Origin of the sequence: Chryseobacterium sp. WG14, assembly GCF_024586945.1 — a bacterium.
Taxonomy (GTDB): domain Bacteria; phylum Bacteroidota; class Bacteroidia; order Flavobacteriales; family Weeksellaceae; genus Chryseobacterium.
This window is the reverse complement of sequence record NZ_JALCZD010000018.1, coordinates 32,179-51,240: the sequence shown is the minus strand read 5'-3', so window position 1 is coordinate 51,240 and position 19,062 is coordinate 32,179. Positions and strand designations below refer to the sequence as shown.

Here is a 19,062-nt window from a genome sequence, read left to right as displayed (position 1 = left end):
CATCTAATAAACATTATACCAGAAATAAATCCGAAGCAATACCATCTGCCATAAACCAATGCTTTTCAGGAATTTTCAGGTGATCTTTTTCAATAATTAAAATGCCTTCTTCTAACTTAGGTTTTACCTCCGCCTGAAAATGATCCATTATCTTATCGGAGAACTTATTTTTTAAACTCGTAAGGTCTACACCCCAAATGGTTCTCAGGCCAATCATAATCATCTCATTAAACTGGTCTTCCTGAGAGAGCAATTCTTCTTCTTTGGCAAGGTTTTTAACTGCCAGTTTTTTAATATACTGCGAATTGTTGGCAACATTCCAGCTTCTGACATCAAATCCGTTATAGGAATGTGCTGATGGACCTATTCCAAGATATTCCTGATATTTCCAGTATGCTGAATTGTGTCTTGAATAAAATCCCGGTTTTGCAAAATTGGAAACTTCATAATGTTCAAATCCATGATCCTTAAGAAAATCTGAGAGATAGTAGAACTCTCTGTTTTGCTCTTCTTCCTTCGGACTGATCACTTTTCCTTTTGATATCCAGTTTTCCAGCGCCGTTTTAGGTTCCACAGTTAAAGCATAAGACGAAATATGAGGAACTTCTAGTTCAATTGTTTTATTCAGGTTTTCCTTCCAGATTTCGAGATTCGAAGTAGGTGAACCATAAATTAAGTCAATGCTTAGATTTTCAAAACCAAAATCCTGGGCTCTTTTAATGGAGCTTTCTGCTTCCGAAGCACTGTGAGCGCGGTTCATCAGTTTCAGGTCTTCTTCAAAAAAACTCTGTGTTCCAATAGATAAACGATTCACGGGAGTTCCTGCCAGCTGCTTTAAAAACTGCTGATCCAGATCATCAGGATTAGCTTCCAGCGTAATTTCGATGTCTTTATCAAAACTGAAATATCGTAAAGCTTCATCAATTAAAGAATGGATCTCATCGACTGAAAGAATGGAAGGTGTTCCGCCACCAAAATATAAAGATCGTAAGGTTTTGTTCTGTAATTCATCTTTCCGAAGCATCATTTCCGTTTTCATAGCATGAAGCATTTCATCCTTAAAGTTCAGGGATGTTGAAAAATGAAAATTACAATAGCTGCATTTTTGCTTACAGAATGGGATGTGAATATATATCATAAAAAAAGCTCTGAAAAAATTCAGAGCTCAAATTTATTTAAATTAAATTGATTAATATCTAAATCCTCTAACATTAATAAAGTTATCGAAGTTATAACCAAGGCCAAGCATAAAGCTATTTCCTCCAGTTTTCTGAATATCAGACATTCCCAGATTATAAGTGGCACCGATCATAAACTTGTTGAATCTTACTTTTACAATTGGAGAGATACTCAAATCCTGACTGTCGAATCTGTTCTGAACAGTTCTGTAGCTTACCCCAAAAGAAAATGCATTAATCTCATTAGAGAATGTGGCCATTAAATTCCAGTCAATCATTCTTGTTGAGTTGGTATTTAAGTTGATTAATGCGGAAGGTGCAATTGAAATATTATCAGCAATATTCCAGTTGTATCCTAAGTTTAAAAAGAATTTAATAGGTGATGGTTCATACCCGTTTACAATAGACTGATCATTACTTAAAGCAATATCATTAACGGAAACTCCCCCGAAAAGTCCTCTGTACGTAGCAGCCAAACCGAAGTTTGCATACACCATAAAAAGGTTACTCTCTTCCCCTCTCAATAATGGGTCATTAGCTTCTTCAGTATTAATTTTTGAATAATCAAAATTCATGTTATAGAAGTTAACACTTGTACCGAAAGAGAATTGATCCTTTCTATCTCCTTCGCTGCTTAGCGGAATAAAATAGGAAGCACCCGCTGTAATACCTCCGGCAGAAATAGGCCCATTGCTATCTCTAAAAACAGAAATACCCGCACCCACTCTATCAAAAATATTCGCATTAATCCCGATTGATTGTACATTCGGAGAGTTGTTGAATTTTGAAAATTGTTGTTGATAATTAGCGTTGAGCTGTACGTAGTCTGTTTTTCCGTATTGAGCTGGGTTGAATAGGAACTCACCATCCATAAGATATTGCTGATAGTAGGGTAGTGTTTCCTGTGCTTTGTATGCATTTGACAAAAGAGCTAAACATACGATAGCATATAGTTTTCTCATAACAAATCTTGATTTCAATTCAACAAATATAAAAAAAATCTCAATATATTTTTAGTTTTCTAAATAATTTCTCCATTTTTTTACGGCATCCACCATATCTTTGGGCATTGGGCTCTCAAAATATAATTCCTTTTTTGTGGTTGGGTGTATAAATCCCAGGGTATGCGCATGAAGTGCATGTCTGGGCAGAATTTCAAAAACATTTTTTATAAACTGCTTATACTTAGGCAGGTTCACTCCTCGTAAAGGTGTATGGCCTTCATATCTTTCGTCATTAAACAAGGTATGGCCAATATGTTTGAAATGGGCCCGGATCTGATGGGTTCTTCCGGTCTCAAGTTTACATTCTACCCAGGTCATATACCTGAACCTCTCCAATACCTTGTAGTGCGTAACGGCATGCTTTCCCTGGCTTCCGTCTTCATATACAGACATCTGCATTCTATTTTTGGGATGTCTTCCGATATGCCCTCTTATTGTCCCCTCATCTTCCTGAAGATTTCCCCATACAAAAGCCCAGTAAAGCCTTTTAGTAGTTCTGTTGAAAAACTGTTTCGCTAAAAAGCTTAATGCATATTCAGTTTTGGCAATTACCAATAATCCTGAAGTATCCTTATCAATTCTGTGTACAAGCCCTACCCTGTCCAGATCAGATTTTTCACCATTCTTTTCAAAGTGAAAGGCCAATGCATTAACCAGTGTGCCATCCCAATTTCCAAATCCCGGATGGACAACCATTCCCGGTTCTTTATCAACAACCACTAAATCATCATCCTCATATACTATATTAATAGGAATATCCTGTGGGATAATAACATTTTCTCTTGGAGGACGCGTCAGTAAAACTGAAATCTGATCCCCAGGCTTTACCCTGTAATTCTGTTTTACAGGATTTCCGTTTACCACGACATTCCCTGCCCTGCAGGTTTGGGAAATTTTATTTCTTGAAGAATTCTGCCTGTGTATTAACAGGAATTTATCTATTCTTAATGGCTCCTGTCCGTTGTCAACAGTGAGATTAAGATGTTCATACAATCCTTTATTTTCTTCATCAATATCGATATTTTCAATACTGTTGGAATCTAATAATTCTTCATCTAAAAAACCTTCGTTATCTTCTGACATTGTTTTATATTTTTTACACAAAAGGCCTCAACATTTTGCAGTTGAAGCCTGTATTTATTTATACTAGTTTGATATTATTCTACGACTACTTTTTTAGCCTTTGGCTTTTGAGCAGGTTGCTGCCCTGTATTTGTAGAAGCAGCAGGCTTAGCTGTGCTTCCTGTTGCCTGGCTGCCGGCAGAGGTTTTAGGTTTCTCTGCTCCGGAAGCTGTTGACTTAGGAGCCGTAGTCTGGGTTTTAGGAGTCTCTGTTTTTACAGGCTCAGGTTTTGGCGTTTCTCTTTTGGGAACCGGTGCCGGAGCTACCGGAGGATCAAAACTTGGTTCATTATGAACTTCCTCATATCGTACCGGTGGCAAAGAAGTATCTACTTTCATACGGTAAATAGAATTCAGCTGTTCCACTTTAGCCCTAAGCTCAGCCGGAGTTCGCTTACTTGCCCATAAATCGATCTGCATGCCCTGGTCACGAACATCTCCTGCAGCAGGATCCTGATAATAAATGATATCAGATTCATCATTGCTGCCATCTTCATGCTCTACCAATCCTACTTCAAACATTCCCTTTGTAATAACCGCTCTTGCTTCTTTTACAGAAAGTCCCACTACATTAGGAATAGAAATATTTCTCATAGGACCTGTTCCTACTACAACATCTATGACAGAGAATCTAGGTAAACGTGTTCCCGGATTAACGGCATTACCTTTATATAATATTCTGAGAAGAGCATCTTTCTGAATACTTGGTTCAAAGATCGTATCTCCTATTTTAAGACCCACCTGATCAAGTCTCTGGAAGGCCAGTCCGGAATATTTATTGATAACATCAGGCACAGCAATCTGAGCCCATGTTCTTGGATTAACTCTCAAACGTACCGTTCTTCCGTCTTTTACACGGGAGCCAGGTGCCGGATAAATCTGAAGAACCTGGAAAGGTCTGTATTTAGGATCATAATTGGCACTGTCCACTTCATATTCAAGACCGGTATCATCTAATATTTTAATAGCATCATGCACTGATTTATTAACAACATTAGGAACAGGAATTTCCTGCCCATGGTTTGTATGATATTCCAACCAACGAAATGTGAGCCATACCAGCCCCACAAAAATGCCGATGGCTATTACTAAATTAAGTAAAACTTTCCAATTGAAAAGTGATTTAAGCATATTTAAAAATACTTTTATTACAACCGCAAATATAACTAATAATTTTAGAATGTGCTTTTTATTTAACAATTCATTTTTGATTTTAAAATTTCCAGTTTTCCCATATTGCATTGCATAAAATGATTAAATTTGCCTTAATTGATACTATATGATTATGAACAAAAAAAGCGTTGCCGTAGTAATGGGAGGCTATTCTGATGAATATGTGGTTTCCTTAAAAAGCGGACAGTTGATTTATGATTCTTTAGACAGAAATCTATATGATGTATATAAAGTAGTCATTCTAAAAGATGAATGGTACTTTTTAGGAGAAAATGATAAAAAATACGATATCAGTAAGGGAGATTTTTCTGTAGTTTTAGATAATGGTGAAAAATTAAAATTTGATGTCTGCTTCAATACTATCCATGGAACTCCTGGTGAAAATGGAATTCTACAGGCATATTGGGATGCAATAGACCAGCGGTATACGGGTTGCGATTTTTATCAGAGTGCTCTTACCTTCAATAAAAAAGATACCCTTGCTGTATTGTCAAAATATGGAATTCCTTCTGCCAAAAGTGTATATTTAAGAAAAGGAGAAAACATTAATGTTGATAAGATTACAGAAGAATTAGGCCTTCCGGTTTTTGTGAAGCCTAATCAGTCCGGATCATCTCTGGGAATTTCAAAAGTAAAAGAAAAGTCAGAATTGATTGCTGCTACAGAAATAGCTTTCAAAGAAGATGATGAAATTCTTATTGAAAGTTTCCTGGATGGAATGGAAGTTTCTGTAGGGGTTATAGATTTTAAAGGAGAAACCATAGTACTGGGAATTACTGAAATTGTACCTACCAATGAGTTTTTCGATTATGAAGCAAAATATGAAGGAGCTTCAGAAGAAATTACTCCGGCAAGAGTTGATGCGGAAACCACAAAGAGAGTGGAAGAAATAGCAAAAAGAGCTTACAATTCATTAGGAATGAGCGGATTTTCAAGAAGCGAATATATTTTAATGGATGGAATTCCTTATATGCTTGAAATGAATACCAACCCGGGATTCTCTCCTGCAAGTATTCTTCCCCAACAGGCAAAGCATTACGGAATTTCCCTTTTGGATCTTTGCGGAAATGAAGTTGAAAAAGCTTTACATAAAAGAAAATAGATCATAAAAAGAAGTTGAAAAATTAGAGGTTGAAAGCTGGAATAAGAATAAACTTTTATACCTCAAAATCACTCAAAATTCATAACTCGTACCACATGAAAATTGCTGTTTTCCCGGGGTCATTTGATCCCATTACACTAGGACATTACGATATTATAGAAAGAGCGGCACCGCTATTTGATAAATTAATTATTGCCATTGGGCAGAATTCTCAGAAGAAATATATGTTCCCTCTTGAAAAAAGAATGGAATTTATTCAAAACTCTGTGGCAGAATTCCCCAATGTAGAAGTAGACTCATTTGAAGGATTAACAGTAGATTACTGTTTTGAAAAAAATGCACAATACATTCTAAGAGGCTTAAGAAATCCTGCTGATTTTGAATTTGAAAAAGCAATCGCTCATACCAACAGGACATTAGCTCACAAAAAACTGGAAACCGTATTTCTACTCACTTCATCCGGCAAGTCTTTTATCAGCAGCAGCATTGTAAGAGAAATCATCACCCACGGAGGAGAATACGAACTGATGGTTCCGGATTCCGTGAGAGTGAAGATATAAAACATAGGTAATTGGCAATGAGTAATAAGTAATTTTAATAGTAGGGGTTTTAATCAGATCTTTAGGGAACGAGCCAAAAACTGTCCTATTGCTATTATTAGAACACTTTCTCCACTACCCTGTTCTGATGGCCTTTCCATAATAAGGAAACAGATAACGATCAACTACTTCTGTAGCAGCAAATTACAGAACTATTTCAAGAGCAAGATCTGAAAAAGAAAAATTTGCTAAAATATGTATTGTTGTTGAAAAAATTGATGAAAATCAGCTTTGGCTTGAGATCATTGAAGAATTAGAATATGTAAATCCTGAAAAAATTCTATATTTAAAAACAGAATGTGAAGAATTAGTAAAAGTCATGACCAGATATAAGTTCAAACTATCACAAATTTAAATGGCATAATTTTTATTACTCATTGCTCATCACTTATAATATATGCACGAACAGTTCAATTTCGCCATAGAAGTACTTGGAACCATTGCCTTTTCCATGTCAGGAAGTTTTGCAGCGATGCAAAAACGGCTTGATCCGTTTGGGGTACTTATTATTGCCTTTGTTACTTCTGTAGGTGGAGGAACGGTGAGGGATCTCCTGCTGGACATCCCTGTGTTCTGGATGCATGATCTTCTCATGTGTGTATTGATCCTGATTACCAGTATATTTTCAATGGTCTTCAAATCTCTTGAAAAGAATTTTAAAGTAACCCTGTTTATTTTCGACAGCTTCGGATTGGGACTATTTACCATTATCGGAATTCAAAAAGGGCTGAATGTAGGTATTCATCCTTTGATCTGTATCGGACTGGGAACCATTACCGGCTGCTTTGGAGGTATTATCCGGGATATTTTACTGAACAGGATTCCTTTGATTTTCAGAAAAGAAATCTATGCTACCGCCTGTATTGTGGGTGGGGCAGCATTTTTACTGATGACAAAATACACTCCGCTATCCTATACTTTTATACAGATCTTTACTATTTTACTGATCGTTGCCATCAGAACTTTTGCCGTAAAATATCACTGGCAGATGCCTAAGTTTTATGGCTATGACCATAATTCGGAAATGTAAATTCATGAAAAGCATATTTTTCATCATTTTATCCCTTTCCTTATTCTCTTGTCAGCATAAGAGTGAATTTGATTTGAATAGAGATCTTTATCAGTTCTCTGAAAAAATGGAAAATGGAGATACCATGAAAATCAAAACAGAGCTTTCAGCATGTACTTTTTTTGCATTTGAAGTATATATTTTTATCAAACAAAATGACAGTCTGTTTCTGGAAAAGTATTCTCAGATAGATACAGGGGGAAAAAGAGCTCAAACGTTACCTAAAATCATTTACAAAATGAAAGCAAACGATCCGCTGTCTTTTGAAAATTATCTTAAATACCTTAATAAAGAAGATAAGCCGGATCACAAAAGTAATTTCCCATTGGTTTCTGTTCACTACAAAAATCAGAAACGTAACTTTTACGACGATGGTCTCCGTGATAAATTTATAAAACTGGATCGCTTACTCCTTGTCAAAGAAAATATGTATCCTGCAGATACTTTTTTCATGCAGGAAGCTCCACCTCCACCTCCTGGTAAGTAAAAAAGAAAGTCCTGAAAAAATCAGGACCTTTATATGGTATAACAGAAAATCAATTAGAATTTTCCTCTTTGTCTCATATTTGGATTATGCATATGCTTTTGCATAGTAGGCATTTTCAACTGATCTTTCATCATCTTGATCTGATCTGTCATCATTCCTGCACTGTCTAATCTTTTTGCTTCTTCCAACAATTTCTGGCCTTCCTGCCTTCTTCCTTTAGAGATAGCAGATGCCGCAAGATTTAAAGTAGCCATGGCTCTGTCATGCTTCATATTCAAACCATACTCCAATGCTTTTTTCATCAAAGGTTCTACTTTTGTAGGATGATCCTGAGCTTGCGTTAATCCTAATAAATAATGGAAATATCCATATTGGGATTTGTGGAGCTGTGCCTGATAGTTGGTAATCTTAGTCAGCCATTCTGCCGCTTTTTCCATATTCTGCTTTCTCAATTGCCAGAAAGCCAAAAGGATATATTCATTTTTAAAGAAAAGTAAGATCGGAAATGCTGAAAGAAGAAAAACAACAATACCCCAGCCTAGATTTCTTGTAAAAAACATCATATAAACTCCTGTAAGGATAAGAAGAGCTGCTATTACAATTTTTATGTATTTATTCATTATTAAATTTTAGAAGTGCAAAGATAATAAATTTAAGGTTTAGAGTTTAAGGTTTAGAGGCCAAAAAGCCAATTATGAATTGTCAAGACGCTTAGCCTGTCTATTTTTATAGAAGTCAAAGACATTCACTATTCATTTGCGAAGCAAAAACTGACTGCTAATATTTAAACCTCCTCTTTGGTCTTTATTTTCTCAAATGTCTGAAAGCAGAAATCATAGGCGTTTTTTTCATCTTTCTCATGACAGATTTCACTGGTCTTTTTCCAGATCTTCCCATCAATTTTCGGAAAAAATGTATCAGCCTTCAGATCAGCTTTCACTAAGGTTACTTCAAGTTTATCTACAGCATCCATCGTCTGCTCATAAATATTACCTCCCCCAATAATAAAAACCTCCTCATCTATTTTTTTAGCAAATTTCACCGCTTCCTTGATACTGCCCACAATAAGAATGCCTTCTTCAAACCAATCTTTCTTTCTTGAAACAACAATATTGGTACGGTTAGGAAGAGGCTTCCCAATACTTTCATATGTTTTTCTTCCCATAATAATCGGATGCCCCGAGGTAAGATCTTTAAAATGTTTTAAATCTGTAGGAAGATGCCAAAGTAACTGGTTTTCAAAACCAATTTCATTTTTCTCTCCCATTGCCACCACTATTGTTGTCATTCAAATAATTTTCTGCAAAATTAGCACATAATTTGTATATTTGATTAGCACAAAAAATTAAAAAAAAATAAACTATGAAAAATAAAGGATGTCTGGGCGCCGGAACTATTGGTATTGCCCTCCTTGTTATTGTTGCAATTCTATTCTTTTGGGGAAAAAGCGGATATAATAACTTCGTAACCAAAGAACAGACGGTGAACACAAAATGGTCTAATATAGAGACCGTATATCAGAAAAGAGCCAATCTTATCCCTAACCTGGAAAGAACGGTTAAGTCTTATTCAAAATTTGAACAGGAAACGTTAACACAAGTGGTTGAAGCACGTTCCAAAGCAACTTCCATCAATGTTGACCCTACAAATATGACAGATGCTGACATTGCTAAATTCCAGGCTGCACAAGGAGAATTATCTGGAGCTTTAAGCCGATTGATGGCTGTTGTGGAGTCTTATCCAAATTTAAAAGCAGACCAGCAGTATATCAACTTCCAAAGAGAATATACCGCTATTGAAAACAGTATCAGAACAGAAACTGTATATTACAACGAGGCTGCGCAGGATTACAACACCTCCATCAAAACTTTCCCCAATAATATTTTGGCGAATTTTACCAACTTTAAAGAAAAACCTTATTTCAAAGCTGAAGCAGGAGCTCAAAAAGCACCTGAGGTATTCAAATAATGAGTAATTTCCTTACAAATCAACAAATCGCTTCCCTTGTGGAAGCGATTCAGTCAGCAGAAGATCATTCTACAGGCGAAATAAGAGTGCATATAGACTCCAATACGGAAGAACGGAATGCAAAAACTGCATTTGAGGTATTCAAAGAGCTTTGTATGGATAAAACAGCTGACAGAAACGCAGTGCTTTTTCATATCAATTTCGAACAAAAATATCTGACCATTATCGGAGATATCGGGATACATGAAAAGGTACAGCAGTCTTACTGGGATCATTTGCATGACTATGTAACCTCTGAATTTGCCAAAGGAAATTATCACCAGGCGCTAAAAAGTGCCATCCTGGAAACAGGCCTTGAACTCAAAAAATATTTTCCTGTGGAAGGAGAAAACCCAAACCAACTCCCGAATGAAATTACGTTCTCTTAAAATAGTATTTTCATTTTTATTGATCTGCTTTTACAGTTTTGTATCAGCACAATATACTGTTCCTGAAAAGCCGGCAGTGCTATATCCGGTTTTTGATGAAGCCGGACTGCTCTCCCAGCAGGAGAAGGATGAGCTTAATAATAAGCTGATCAAATTTGCGGATTCTACCTCAACGGAAATTGAAGTCGTAATCATCAAGTCTACCAAAGGAGAAGATGTGAACTTTTTGGCCACCATGTTTGGTCAGAAATGGAAAATCGGAAAAAAAGGAGTAGATAATGGAGTGGTTTTCCTGGTGGCTACAGAAGACAGAACAATGTCTATCCAGCAGGGAAGAGCGGTAGAGCAATATCTCACAGCTTCAGTAGCAGGACAGATTCTGGATTATATTGTGACACCCAATTTCCGGAAAGGACTTTGGTATGAAGGTATCAACCGTGGTACCTCAGCCATTATGGAAGCTGTTCAGGGGAAATTTAAACCTGAAGAAACAACAGCCCCTTCCGGTAATGGAAGTGCATTTAAAATCCTCCTCATTGCTTTTGTCATTTTCATCATTATTGCCATTCTCTTTGGTAACAGAGGTGGTGGCCCCGGCAGAGGCAACAACGATAACGATGATGACGTTATCATCACAAGAAGAGGACGCAGAAACTATCCTGGTGGATTCTTCCCATTCCCTGGAAGTTTTGGTGGCGGAGGCTTCGGTGGTGGAAGTTCCGGCGGCAGTGGCGGCGGATTTGGAGGCTTCGGCGGTGGCGGAAGCTTTGGAGGCGGTGGTGCATCCGGTGGATGGTAATTTTAATCCAGAAACAATAGATAGAAACAGATCAGGTCATAAAGGCCTGATTTTTTTGTTTAAAAACTCAAAATATTATTGTTTTATTGATTTTTATAAGCACTAAACCACATTTTACATATTAAAAAATTAATAAATCCAACTAAAACCTACCTTTTATCCAATATTTTTTCACTATATTTACTGAAAACAGGATTATGAAGAAGACGCTGGTAATATTTGCTCATCCCTATCTGGAGCACTCTAATTCGAATGTAGAGCTGATCAATTTCTACGTTCGCCACCAGCATTATACCTTAAGAGATCTTTATGAAGAATATCCTGATTTTCATATCGCAGCCTTCAGAGAAAGGAAACGTCTTGCCAATTATGACAGGTTTGTCTTTCAGTTCCCACTGATATGGTTTGGAATGCCTCCTTTATTAAGATTATGGATTGATGAAGTCTTCGATCGAGACTGGCTTCAACCGGAAAAAAACAATCCTTTAGAAAATAAAGAAGTTTACATCCTGATCACTACCGGCGGAAAGGAAAGATCTTTCAGCAAAACAGGAACGTATGAATACACCATTGATGAGCTTATCAGCGGACTGATTGTTTCTTTAAAGGTCTTTAAAGCAGATATAAAGCATATTAAGATTGTTTACGAAGCCAATAAGCTGTCAAAAAAAGAAATCATTTTACATAAAAAAGAATTTACAGAACTTCTCAACCAATAGAATATGGAATCCAGCTTAGCAATGAACACATTACTTTTTCTGGGTGTAGCTATTATTATGGTTCCACTGGCCAGAAAATTCGGTCTGAGTTCTGTGATCGGTTATATTTTAGGAGGGATCATCATTGGCCCTTATGTTCTCAGGCTTACAGGAAATAATGTAAATGATATTATGCATGCCAGTGAGTTTGGGGTAATCATGCTCTTATTTCTGGTAGGGCTTGAGCTGGAACCGCGAAAATTTTGGGAGATGCGTAAGAAAATCATGGGCCTGGGTCTCACCCAAATGGCACTTACAATTTCCTTACTTGTTCTGATATTCATCAGTGTGGGATGGAGAGTAGATAAGGCCGTAGCCGTGGCCATGTGTTTTGCCCTGTCTTCTACAGCAATTGTACTACAGACTTTACAGGAAAAAAACAACTTTAAAACAACAGCAGGGGAAGCTTCATTCTCTACATTGTTATTTCAGGATATTTCTGTGATCCCTATTCTGGCAATACTTCCCATCATTGCCAACTACAAAGCGAAACATCATGATAATGAAATTCAGATTCTGATTCAAAAGCTTCCGGAGTGGCTTCAGGCAGGAACAGTGATTATAGGGGTTGCCATGCTTATTTTATTAGGACGATATGTATTTGTTCCTTTTTTACGCTATGTTTCAAAATCAGGAATGACAGAACTCTTAACTGCCTCTTCCCTATTTTTAGTGATTGGCGTTTCTGAGCTGATGATCGTTATCGGTCTGTCTCCGGCATTGGGAGCCTTTCTTGCCGGAGTAATGCTGGCCAACAGTGAATTCCGTCATGAGCTTGAAGCACAGATCAATCCTTTTAAAGGACTTTTACTGGCTGTATTTTTTGTGAGTGTAGGCTCCACCATCAATTTTAATATTATCCAGCAGGATCCTTTATTTATATTTAGTACCGTCTTTGCAGTGGTAACGGTAAAATTTATCGTTTTATATGCTATTGGAAAATTTTTCAGAATAGATACTCCACAAAGCCTTTTCTATGCGTTTGCACTTTCCCAGGTGGGAGAATTTGCCTTTGTCCTGATCAATTATGCTTCTGATCTTTATCTTTTAAGCCCTGAACTGAATGCACAATTAATGGCTGTCACAGCAATTACCATGTGCATCACTCCTATTCTTCTTATTGTTAATGATAAGTTTATTACCCCCAGGTTTATTAAAGAAATTCCTGAGGAAGAACATGATTTCAATATTCTGGACAGTGAGGTGGCCCAAAAGAAAATTATTATTGTAGGTTTTGGGCATTTTGGAAGTACGGTGGGGCGTCTTTTAAAAGCAAACAAAATGTCAGCAACAGTTCTGGACAGGGATTCAGACCGTGTAAAGCTGCTGAGAAGCTATGGTTTTAAAGTATATTATGGTGATGCTACCAGAATTCCTATTTTAAGGGCAGCCGGTATTGAAGATGCCGAAATTTTAATTTTATGCCTGGATGATCCTGATGACAATAAATTCATTGCCGAGCTTGTACGTGAGCATTATCCGGCAGTGAAAATTTTTGTGAGGGCAAAAAACAGAATTGATGCTTATAATTACCTCAATAACGGAATCAATCATATCTATCGTGAAACATTAGGTACCGCTGTTGATATGGCTGTAGACGTGCTTCATGAAGCAGGTATGAGAAAATATGCTGCCAGACGTCTTGGCCAAAGGTTTATGGCCATTGATAAGGCTTCTATCAGAAAGCTTGCAAGGGCAAAGGATGATGACGATATTGCCTTATTTACAACAAAAGAAATCCTCCAGCGAGAGGAGGAATTATTGGCTTATGACAATCTTAATTTTGATAATAAAAACTGGGAAGGATCCTCATCTGCTGAGGAAGAAGATGAGGAAGAATCCCAGGATTAATCTAGTGAATATTTACGCTTCCGCCACTGCTTTCTTCTTTAGTAACATTGCTTAGTTCGCCTTTTTTAGCAATATCAACACTTCCACCTGATGAAGCACTTGCTTTAACACTTGTAACAGCACTAATCTCAACGCTTGCTCCACTGGAAGCTTCAGCTTCTACATTATCTGCAATTACATTTTTTGCTGATATACTGCTTCCTGAAGAAGAATTGATATCTGCATGCTTAGCTTTACCTGAAATATCGATACTTGATCCTGAAGAAGATTCTATATCAAGGTTTACAGCCCATATTTTTCCATTAAAATTACTGCTGCTGCCTGCTGTAATTTCAAAATCATTAGCCTCCAGATCCCCGGAGATACTGGCAGCACTTGATATCTCAATATCTGTTTTTTCCTGAGTAAATTTATCCTTCACCACTATTTTTGCAGCTGATCCTGCAATCAATTTTGTAAAGTCTTTGGTATAAATTTTAGCTGTCACCTTATTGATATTCATCACTCTGATGCCGGGTTTATAATGAATATGAAGCTTTCCGCCTTCATTATCTACAAGAATCTCATTAATGATACTTTGAGGAGCTGAAATAACAACTTTCTCTGTTTCAGATTTTATCACCTCAGCATCAATCGCCTGAGAAACCTGAATTTCATCAAAATCACCATTAAATTCTTTCTGCTGTACCGGTCCGCTTTCTTTATTGATCACCTTATCTACCCAATCGCCTTTTTCTCTGTTCTTTTTCTCATGTCTTTCATTACATGAGGCCAATACCACTAAGGCGGAAAAAATAAAAAGAGTTCTTTTTTTCATGTTTATTTATTTTTATAGATTATTATTTCGATCGTATTATTTAACAACAACTAAATTATGAAAAATATTACATCTTCTTTAAAATTCTGTGATTAACCACTCTCCAAATTATTAATAAATGAGTTTATTTTACCAATTGTTTAATTACCTTTTATTTAGAAAAACTGTTTACACTTTTATTTAACCACAAATCGAAGATTATCTCCTTTCAGTCGATGAATGTTATTTCGACGTAGTCAAAAGTCACAAAGTTTTTTGAACACTTAATAAGGCTGTGAAAATAAGCTCACTAAAGCTCACGTAAGTTTTTAAAAAAACAAAGATTTTTTGCTTACGTGTACTTTTATTTTCAATCAGTTTAATCTTAAAATAAACTAAAGTGTTTATAGCGATTCATTAAGCTTTTGTGACTCAATTTTTAATTAGTTAAACAGGCATAAGATAAAAGATGTAGCCCGCTCTGAAAATATCTATCCATTATTTTCAATAAATACATTTGGGACAAAATACCTTCTATGATGCAAGTTTTTAATATCTTTATGCTTTAATAACAACTATTTTATGAAGAATATTTCATCGGTATTATTAATTTCTGCTTTGGCGTTTAATCAATCTTGTACCACAATGAAACAAACTGATACTCAACAGGAACTTCCTGCACCAGATCCCTCCTTATCTTCAAATCCTTTCATGAAGAAAAGTAAACTTCAATATGAAGCTCCGGAATTTGATAAAATTAAGAATGAACATTTTAAGCCTGCTTTTGATTTTGGGTTAAAACAGCATGAAGCTGAAATTGTAAAAATTGCAAATAATCCTGCGGCAGCTACCTTCGAAAATACTATTGTAGCATTGGAAAAAAGTGGTGAAGTGCTGAGAAGGACACAAATTGTTTTTTCCAATCTTACCAGTGCGAATACCAATCCTACACTGCAGGCGCTAGATGAGGAATACGCTCCTATTTTTGCTGCACATTCCGACAAAATGTATCTGAATGAAAATCTTTATAAAAGAATAAAATCCATCAAAGAAGATGGTCTGGATTCTGAAAGTAAAAGACTTGTCCAATATTATAAACAAAATTTTGAAATTGCAGGCGCTAACCTTTCTGCAGCGGATAAAGAGAAATTAAAACAACTCAATCAGGAACTGGCTTCTCTTTCTACCCAATATGCCAATAAATTGCTGGAAGCAAGAAAGCAAGGTGGTGTCTTCTTCTCTGATGCCAAAGAACTGGATGGCCTTTCGGCTGATGAAATTGCAGCAGCGGCGGCTGATGCCAAAACTGCAGGCCAGCCCGGGAAATACCTTTTGGCTTTACAAAATACCACACAGCAACCTCTTTTACAAAATTTAAAAAACAGAGCTACCCGAGAGAAACTGTTCAAAGCTTCATGGACTAGAGCAGAAAAGGGTGATACCAACGATACCAGAGAAACCATTGAAAAACTGGCTAAACTCAGACTTAAAAAAGCTCAGATTTTAGGTAAAAAGAATTATGCTGAATGGAAACTTCAGGATCAGATGGCAAAAACTCCGGAAGCTGCCACGAAACTGATGAATCAGGTAGCAACTCCTGCCGTGGAAACAGCCAGACAGGAGGCTAAAGATATTCAGGATCTTATCGATCAGCAAAAAGGAGGTTTCAAAGTAGAACCTTGGGACTGGACCTTCTATGCTGAACAGGTAAGAAAAGCAAAATTTGATCTTGACGAAAGTGAAATAAAGCCTTATTTTGAAATCACAACAGTTCTTGAAAAAGGTGTTTTCTTTGCCGCTGAAAAATTCTATGGACTGACATTTAAAAAGAGAACCGATCTTCCTGTTTATCATCCTGATGTAGTTACTTATGAAGTTTTTGATCATGATGGAAAATCTATTGCTATCTATTATCTGGATTTCTACACAAGAGATTCTAAAAATGGAGGAGCGTGGATGAGTAACTTTGTAGAACAGTCTTATCTGATGGGAACAAAACCAGTAATTGTAAACTGCTATAATTATCAGAAACCAGCTCCCGGAAAACCATCATTAATCAGCTATGACGATGTTTCCACAATTTTCCATGAATTTGGCCACTCTATCCACGGGATGTTTGCAAGTCAGAAATATCCTTCTCTTTCCGGAACCAATGTACCGAGAGATTTTGTAGAGTTCCCTTCACAAATTAACGAACACTGGGCATTAGATCCGGTTGTCTTAAAAAATTATGCCGTTCATTTCGAAACAAAACAACCTATTCCACAGGCTTTGGTAGAAAAGATTAAAAAGGCTTCTACTTTCAACCAAGGGTATATGACCACAGAATTGGTTTCTGCAGCAGCATTAGATATGGATTGGCATTCTGTAACCAATGACAGCCAGCTGATCCCTGTTCTGGATTTTGAAAAACAGTCCTTAACTAATCATGGGTTTACGTTATCAACCGTTCCTCCAAGATATCATACTCCTTATTTCGCTCACATCTGGGGCGGTGGCTACTCAGCAGGATATTATGCTTATTTATGGTCTGAAACATTAGATAATGATGCATGGGAATGGATTAAAAATAATGGCGGATTAACCAGAGAAAATGGTGACCGATTCAGAAAATATATTCTTTCTGTAGGAAATTCTGTAGATCTTAACCAGGCATTCAGAGATTTCACAGGACATGATCCGGATATCAAACCTTTATTGAGAAACAGAGGGTTTATTAAATAAAACAATCAGACGTATTCTTTAAGAATGCGTCTTTTTTATGTTTTGGTTAGTAAAGCCAATAGATTTATTTATCATCTTTTTTAGCGGGCCTGTTTCCATTGATATTTATTATTTTTGCGGTTCAAATTTAAAACCAGATATATGGATTGTCCCTGCTGCTCAGGAAAAACTTACGAAGAATGCTGTAAACCATATCATACCGGAGAAAAGCATGCTCCCACTGCAGAAGCATTGATGCGTTCCCGATTTTCGGCATTTGCTATTCCAAATGGTGACTATTTAATGGAAACCACTCTTCCCGGAAAAAGGAAATACCACAATACCCGCGATCTTCAGGAGTGGGGAGAAATCAACCAATGGACCCAACTGGAAATTATTCGTACACCCGCTTTAAATCAGGTAGAATTTAAAGCGTACTATACCGATGAAGACGGACATCCACAAATTCACCATGAATTTTCTATGTTCCAGAAAATGCATGAACGCTGGTATTATGTTTCTGGTGAGTTTCTAAATTAATACTATGAAAAAGAATATTATATACACTATGCTATTTCTGCTTTGCGGTTTTAGCTTTTTCAATGCCCAGACTGCTGATGACAAAAAGCAGATTACTTTAGCTGTTACTGATATTTTAAAAGGTTTTCAGACTAAAAATGGAGATCTCATGAACCAATATATCAATCCTACTTATGGAGTTGGGGTCCTTTTTAAAAGCAGCGGTGATCTGGGATTTGTTTTAAATGAAGATGTTAGTTTCAGTATGCCGTTAGGGTATATTCAAAAGGTATGGAATATTAAAAATAAATTTCCGATTCAGTTTGAAACCGCCCCTGCCTACGATTCAGGAAATAAAAAGTGGAAAAAAGAAGGATTATATGTTCAGTTCAACTCTAACGGAGTCAACGACTATGCAGACAAATTTCTGGAACAGTATCCTGTAAAAGATCAGGACGTTTTTAAGATCAATTCTGATCCCAGGAATGTAGTTTGGGTGACACTTGCTGAAAATACTAAGGAAAAGACTCCTATCAATGGATTGAGATTTTTCATGACAAAAATAGATACGAAATGGTTCCTTACGCTCATTGACGTTACGGAATATGATGCAGAGTAGATGAGATAATTGGTAGAATAATACGAAAACTACCCCTTCAAATCTGAGATTCAGTGGAAGGGAATGTGCCAAGCATTTTATTTATTTTTAACTTTATAATAAAAATAAACCACAGTTGAGTTCTGTGGTTTATTTTTTGTCTTGATACCAATGTATAGGATTTCTATTTTCTTGCTCAGAGTGTCTTTCTCAACAATTTTAAGGGGAAAAATGACCCCGGAATTATATGTAAGACATTTTATACTGATCCGATTTATCTTCGGGAGAAAATATAACCGTTGACAACAGATACTGCAAAAAAATGTCCGAAAAACCGGACATTTATATTATTTTTTAGTGAGCTTCAGTTCCGTCAATTCCATGAGCATGGCCATGTGACAATTCTTCTTCTGTTGCAGGACGTGTATTTAAGATTTCCACCTGGAAATCCAAAACTTTACCTGCCATTGGATGGTTAAGGTCTGCCACTACAACTTCCGGTGTTACTTCTACCACAAATGCCTGGAAATTATTTCCCTGATTATCAGATAGAGGTAAAATAGCCCCTACAGGTGGAGTTCCCGATTCTTGAAACATCTCAATAGGTAATTGAGCAATAGCATCAGGTTGTTTTTCACCATAAGCATCTTCAGGCTGGATTGTAAAAGCAGCTTTATCACCAGCTTTCAAACCAAGGATATTTTCTTCAAATTTTGGAATCATCATTCCTACACCGTACAAAAATGTAAGTGGATTTTCTGGTGCTGTTTCTTCTACAAGAATCTTACTTCCATCCTCTTCGATTGTGTGAAGTATGTAACTTACAGCTACAACATGGTTGTTTTCAATTGTCATATTTTTCCTTTTTTTCGTGCATTTTTTCACGATTAATAATGCACAAATATACTA

At 36.6% G+C, this 19,062-nt stretch carries 21 protein-coding genes; 13 read left to right on the top strand and 8 right to left on the bottom strand.

What is annotated here, in order from left to right; genetic code table 11:
* Positions 1-13: 13 nt before the first annotated feature.
* The 4 genes from hemW to MP478_RS21510 all read right to left on the bottom strand — a co-directional run bounded on the left by hemW (position 14) and on the right by MP478_RS21510 (position 4,434).
* Positions 14-1,138 carry a radical SAM family heme chaperone HemW gene (hemW, locus tag MP478_RS21525; protein WP_257201614.1) on the bottom strand — a complete coding sequence of 375 codons (1,125 nt, stop codon included), beginning with the start codon at positions 1,136-1,138 and terminating at the stop codon, positions 14-16.
* 51 nt (positions 1,139-1,189) lie between these two features.
* Entirely contained in the window at positions 1,190-2,140 is a 951-nt protein-coding gene (locus tag MP478_RS21520) for a PorP/SprF family type IX secretion system membrane protein (protein ID WP_230039993.1), read from the bottom strand.
* 51 nt (positions 2,141-2,191) lie between these two features.
* Positions 2,192-3,265: an RluA family pseudouridine synthase gene (locus MP478_RS21515; protein WP_230039995.1), complete on the bottom strand. Its 1,074-nt coding sequence runs from the start codon at positions 3,263-3,265 to the stop codon at positions 2,192-2,194.
* A 74-nt stretch (positions 3,266-3,339) separates the two neighbouring features.
* On the bottom strand, positions 3,340-4,434 hold the full coding sequence (locus MP478_RS21510; protein ID WP_257191661.1) for a PASTA domain-containing protein: 1,095 nt from the start codon (positions 4,432-4,434) through the stop codon (positions 3,340-3,342).
* 154 nt (positions 4,435-4,588) lie between these two features.
* Here MP478_RS21510 and MP478_RS21505 point away from each other — a divergent pair, with 154 nt between their 5' ends.
* From MP478_RS21505 to MP478_RS21485, 5 genes are all read left to right on the top strand, one after another.
* Entirely contained in the window at positions 4,589-5,578 is a 990-nt protein-coding gene (locus MP478_RS21505; RefSeq protein ID WP_257201613.1) for a D-alanine--D-alanine ligase, read from the top strand.
* Between the two features lie 95 nt (positions 5,579-5,673).
* Entirely contained in the window at positions 5,674-6,138 is a 465-nt protein-coding gene (coaD, locus tag MP478_RS21500) for a pantetheine-phosphate adenylyltransferase (protein ID WP_230040006.1), read from the top strand.
* A 193-nt stretch (positions 6,139-6,331) separates the two neighbouring features.
* On the top strand, positions 6,332-6,532 hold the full coding sequence (locus MP478_RS21495; protein ID WP_257191690.1) for a four helix bundle protein: 201 nt from the start codon (positions 6,332-6,334) through the stop codon (positions 6,530-6,532).
* A 42-nt stretch (positions 6,533-6,574) separates the two neighbouring features.
* Entirely contained in the window at positions 6,575-7,207 is a 633-nt protein-coding gene (locus tag MP478_RS21490; protein WP_230040008.1) for a trimeric intracellular cation channel family protein, read from the top strand.
* A gap of 4 nt (positions 7,208-7,211) precedes the next feature.
* A complete protein-coding gene (locus tag MP478_RS21485; RefSeq protein WP_257201612.1) occupies positions 7,212-7,733 on the top strand; it encodes a hypothetical protein in 522 nt (173 codons plus the stop codon).
* A 53-nt stretch (positions 7,734-7,786) separates the two neighbouring features.
* Here MP478_RS21485 and MP478_RS21480 read toward each other — a convergent pair whose 3' ends face one another.
* Both MP478_RS21480 and MP478_RS21475 read right to left on the bottom strand, forming a co-directional pair.
* Complete coding sequence (locus MP478_RS21480) at positions 7,787-8,353, bottom strand: tetratricopeptide repeat protein (protein ID WP_257201611.1); 567 nt, start codon at positions 8,351-8,353, stop codon at positions 7,787-7,789.
* Between the two features lie 164 nt (positions 8,354-8,517).
* Positions 8,518-9,021 (bottom strand): dihydrofolate reductase, encoded by a 504-nt coding sequence (locus MP478_RS21475; protein ID WP_257201610.1) that lies wholly within the window; start codon positions 9,019-9,021, stop codon positions 8,518-8,520.
* 74 nt (positions 9,022-9,095) lie between these two features.
* On the opposite strand from MP478_RS21475, the gene MP478_RS21470 reads away from it, so the two are divergent.
* The 5 genes from MP478_RS21470 (at position 9,096) to MP478_RS21450 (ending at position 13,537) form a co-directional block, all read left to right on the top strand.
* The gene (locus MP478_RS21470; protein ID WP_047493113.1) at positions 9,096-9,701 is read left to right on the top strand and encodes a LemA family protein; all 606 of its coding nucleotides are present in this window, start codon (positions 9,096-9,098) and stop codon (positions 9,699-9,701) included.
* Positions 9,701-10,129 (top strand): TPM domain-containing protein, encoded by a 429-nt coding sequence (locus MP478_RS21465; RefSeq protein ID WP_202271782.1) that lies wholly within the window; start codon positions 9,701-9,703, stop codon positions 10,127-10,129. The genes MP478_RS21470 and MP478_RS21465 overlap by 1 nt, the downstream gene beginning before the upstream one ends.
* Positions 10,110-10,928 carry a YgcG family protein gene (locus MP478_RS21460; protein WP_257201609.1) on the top strand — a complete coding sequence of 273 codons (819 nt, stop codon included), beginning with the start codon at positions 10,110-10,112 and terminating at the stop codon, positions 10,926-10,928. Before MP478_RS21465 ends, MP478_RS21460 begins: the two co-directional genes overlap by 20 nt.
* Before the next feature lie 197 nt (positions 10,929-11,125).
* Positions 11,126-11,647: an NAD(P)H-dependent oxidoreductase gene (locus MP478_RS21455; RefSeq protein ID WP_257191666.1), complete on the top strand. Its 522-nt coding sequence runs from the start codon at positions 11,126-11,128 to the stop codon at positions 11,645-11,647.
* 3 nt (positions 11,648-11,650) lie between these two features.
* Positions 11,651-13,537 carry a monovalent cation:proton antiporter-2 (CPA2) family protein gene (locus MP478_RS21450; RefSeq protein WP_257191667.1) on the top strand — a complete coding sequence of 629 codons (1,887 nt, stop codon included), beginning with the start codon at positions 11,651-11,653 and terminating at the stop codon, positions 13,535-13,537.
* Position 13,538: 1 nt separating this feature from the next.
* On the opposite strand, the gene MP478_RS21445 is transcribed toward MP478_RS21450, so the two are convergent.
* Positions 13,539-14,354, bottom strand: a complete 816-nt coding sequence (locus MP478_RS21445; RefSeq protein WP_230040021.1) for a head GIN domain-containing protein — start codon at positions 14,352-14,354, stop codon at positions 13,539-13,541.
* A gap of 561 nt (positions 14,355-14,915) precedes the next feature.
* On the opposite strand from MP478_RS21445, the gene MP478_RS21440 reads away from it, so the two are divergent.
* From MP478_RS21440 to MP478_RS21430, 3 genes are all read left to right on the top strand, one after another.
* Entirely contained in the window at positions 14,916-17,057 is a 2,142-nt protein-coding gene (locus tag MP478_RS21440; RefSeq protein WP_257201608.1) for a M3 family metallopeptidase, read from the top strand.
* A gap of 141 nt (positions 17,058-17,198) precedes the next feature.
* Entirely contained in the window at positions 17,199-17,576 is a 378-nt protein-coding gene (locus tag MP478_RS21435) for a YchJ family protein (RefSeq protein WP_257191669.1), read from the top strand.
* 4 nt (positions 17,577-17,580) lie between these two features.
* Entirely contained in the window at positions 17,581-18,174 is a 594-nt protein-coding gene (locus MP478_RS21430; RefSeq protein ID WP_257201607.1) for a hypothetical protein, read from the top strand.
* 333 nt (positions 18,175-18,507) lie between these two features.
* Here the strand turns inward: MP478_RS21430 and MP478_RS21425 are convergent, their stop codons facing one another.
* Complete coding sequence (locus tag MP478_RS21425; protein WP_257201606.1) at positions 18,508-19,008, bottom strand: peptidylprolyl isomerase; 501 nt, start codon at positions 19,006-19,008, stop codon at positions 18,508-18,510.
* Between the last annotated feature and the right edge of the window lie 54 nt (positions 19,009-19,062).

Excerpts from the sequence above, each read along its gene's own strand:
- MP478_RS21480 (WP_257201611.1), bottom strand. The coding sequence starts at position 8,353 with ATGAATAAATACATAAAAATTGTAATAGCAGCTCTTCTTATCCTTACA.
- MP478_RS21505 (WP_257201613.1), top strand. The coding sequence starts at position 4,589 with ATGAACAAAAAAAGCGTTGCCGTAGTAATGGGAGGCTATTCTGATGAA.
- MP478_RS21485 (WP_257201612.1), top strand. The coding sequence starts at position 7,212 with ATGAAAAGCATATTTTTCATCATTTTATCCCTTTCCTTATTCTCTTGT.
- MP478_RS21510 (WP_257191661.1), bottom strand. The coding sequence starts at position 4,434 with ATGCTTAAATCACTTTTCAATTGGAAAGTTTTACTTAATTTAGTAATA.
- MP478_RS21440 (WP_257201608.1), top strand. The coding sequence starts at position 14,916 with ATGAAGAATATTTCATCGGTATTATTAATTTCTGCTTTGGCGTTTAAT.
- MP478_RS21425 (WP_257201606.1), bottom strand. The coding sequence starts at position 19,008 with ATGACAATTGAAAACAACCATGTTGTAGCTGTAAGTTACATACTTCAC.
- MP478_RS21455 (WP_257191666.1), top strand. The coding sequence starts at position 11,126 with ATGAAGAAGACGCTGGTAATATTTGCTCATCCCTATCTGGAGCACTCT.
- MP478_RS21435 (WP_257191669.1), top strand. The coding sequence starts at position 17,199 with ATGGATTGTCCCTGCTGCTCAGGAAAAACTTACGAAGAATGCTGTAAA.
- MP478_RS21520 (WP_230039993.1), bottom strand. The coding sequence starts at position 2,140 with ATGAGAAAACTATATGCTATCGTATGTTTAGCTCTTTTGTCAAATGCA.
- MP478_RS21460 (WP_257201609.1), top strand. The coding sequence starts at position 10,110 with ATGAAATTACGTTCTCTTAAAATAGTATTTTCATTTTTATTGATCTGC.
- MP478_RS21490 (WP_230040008.1), top strand. The coding sequence starts at position 6,575 with ATGCACGAACAGTTCAATTTCGCCATAGAAGTACTTGGAACCATTGCC.
- hemW (WP_257201614.1), bottom strand. The coding sequence starts at position 1,138 with ATGATATATATTCACATCCCATTCTGTAAGCAAAAATGCAGCTATTGT.
- MP478_RS21470 (WP_047493113.1), top strand. The coding sequence starts at position 9,096 with ATGAAAAATAAAGGATGTCTGGGCGCCGGAACTATTGGTATTGCCCTC.
- MP478_RS21475 (WP_257201610.1), bottom strand. The coding sequence starts at position 9,021 with ATGACAACAATAGTGGTGGCAATGGGAGAGAAAAATGAAATTGGTTTT.
- coaD (WP_230040006.1), top strand. The coding sequence starts at position 5,674 with ATGAAAATTGCTGTTTTCCCGGGGTCATTTGATCCCATTACACTAGGA.
- MP478_RS21445 (WP_230040021.1), bottom strand. The coding sequence starts at position 14,354 with ATGAAAAAAAGAACTCTTTTTATTTTTTCCGCCTTAGTGGTATTGGCC.
- MP478_RS21430 (WP_257201607.1), top strand. The coding sequence starts at position 17,581 with ATGAAAAAGAATATTATATACACTATGCTATTTCTGCTTTGCGGTTTT.
- MP478_RS21450 (WP_257191667.1), top strand. The coding sequence starts at position 11,651 with ATGGAATCCAGCTTAGCAATGAACACATTACTTTTTCTGGGTGTAGCT.
- MP478_RS21465 (WP_202271782.1), top strand. The coding sequence starts at position 9,701 with ATGAGTAATTTCCTTACAAATCAACAAATCGCTTCCCTTGTGGAAGCG.
- MP478_RS21515 (WP_230039995.1), bottom strand. The coding sequence starts at position 3,265 with ATGTCAGAAGATAACGAAGGTTTTTTAGATGAAGAATTATTAGATTCC.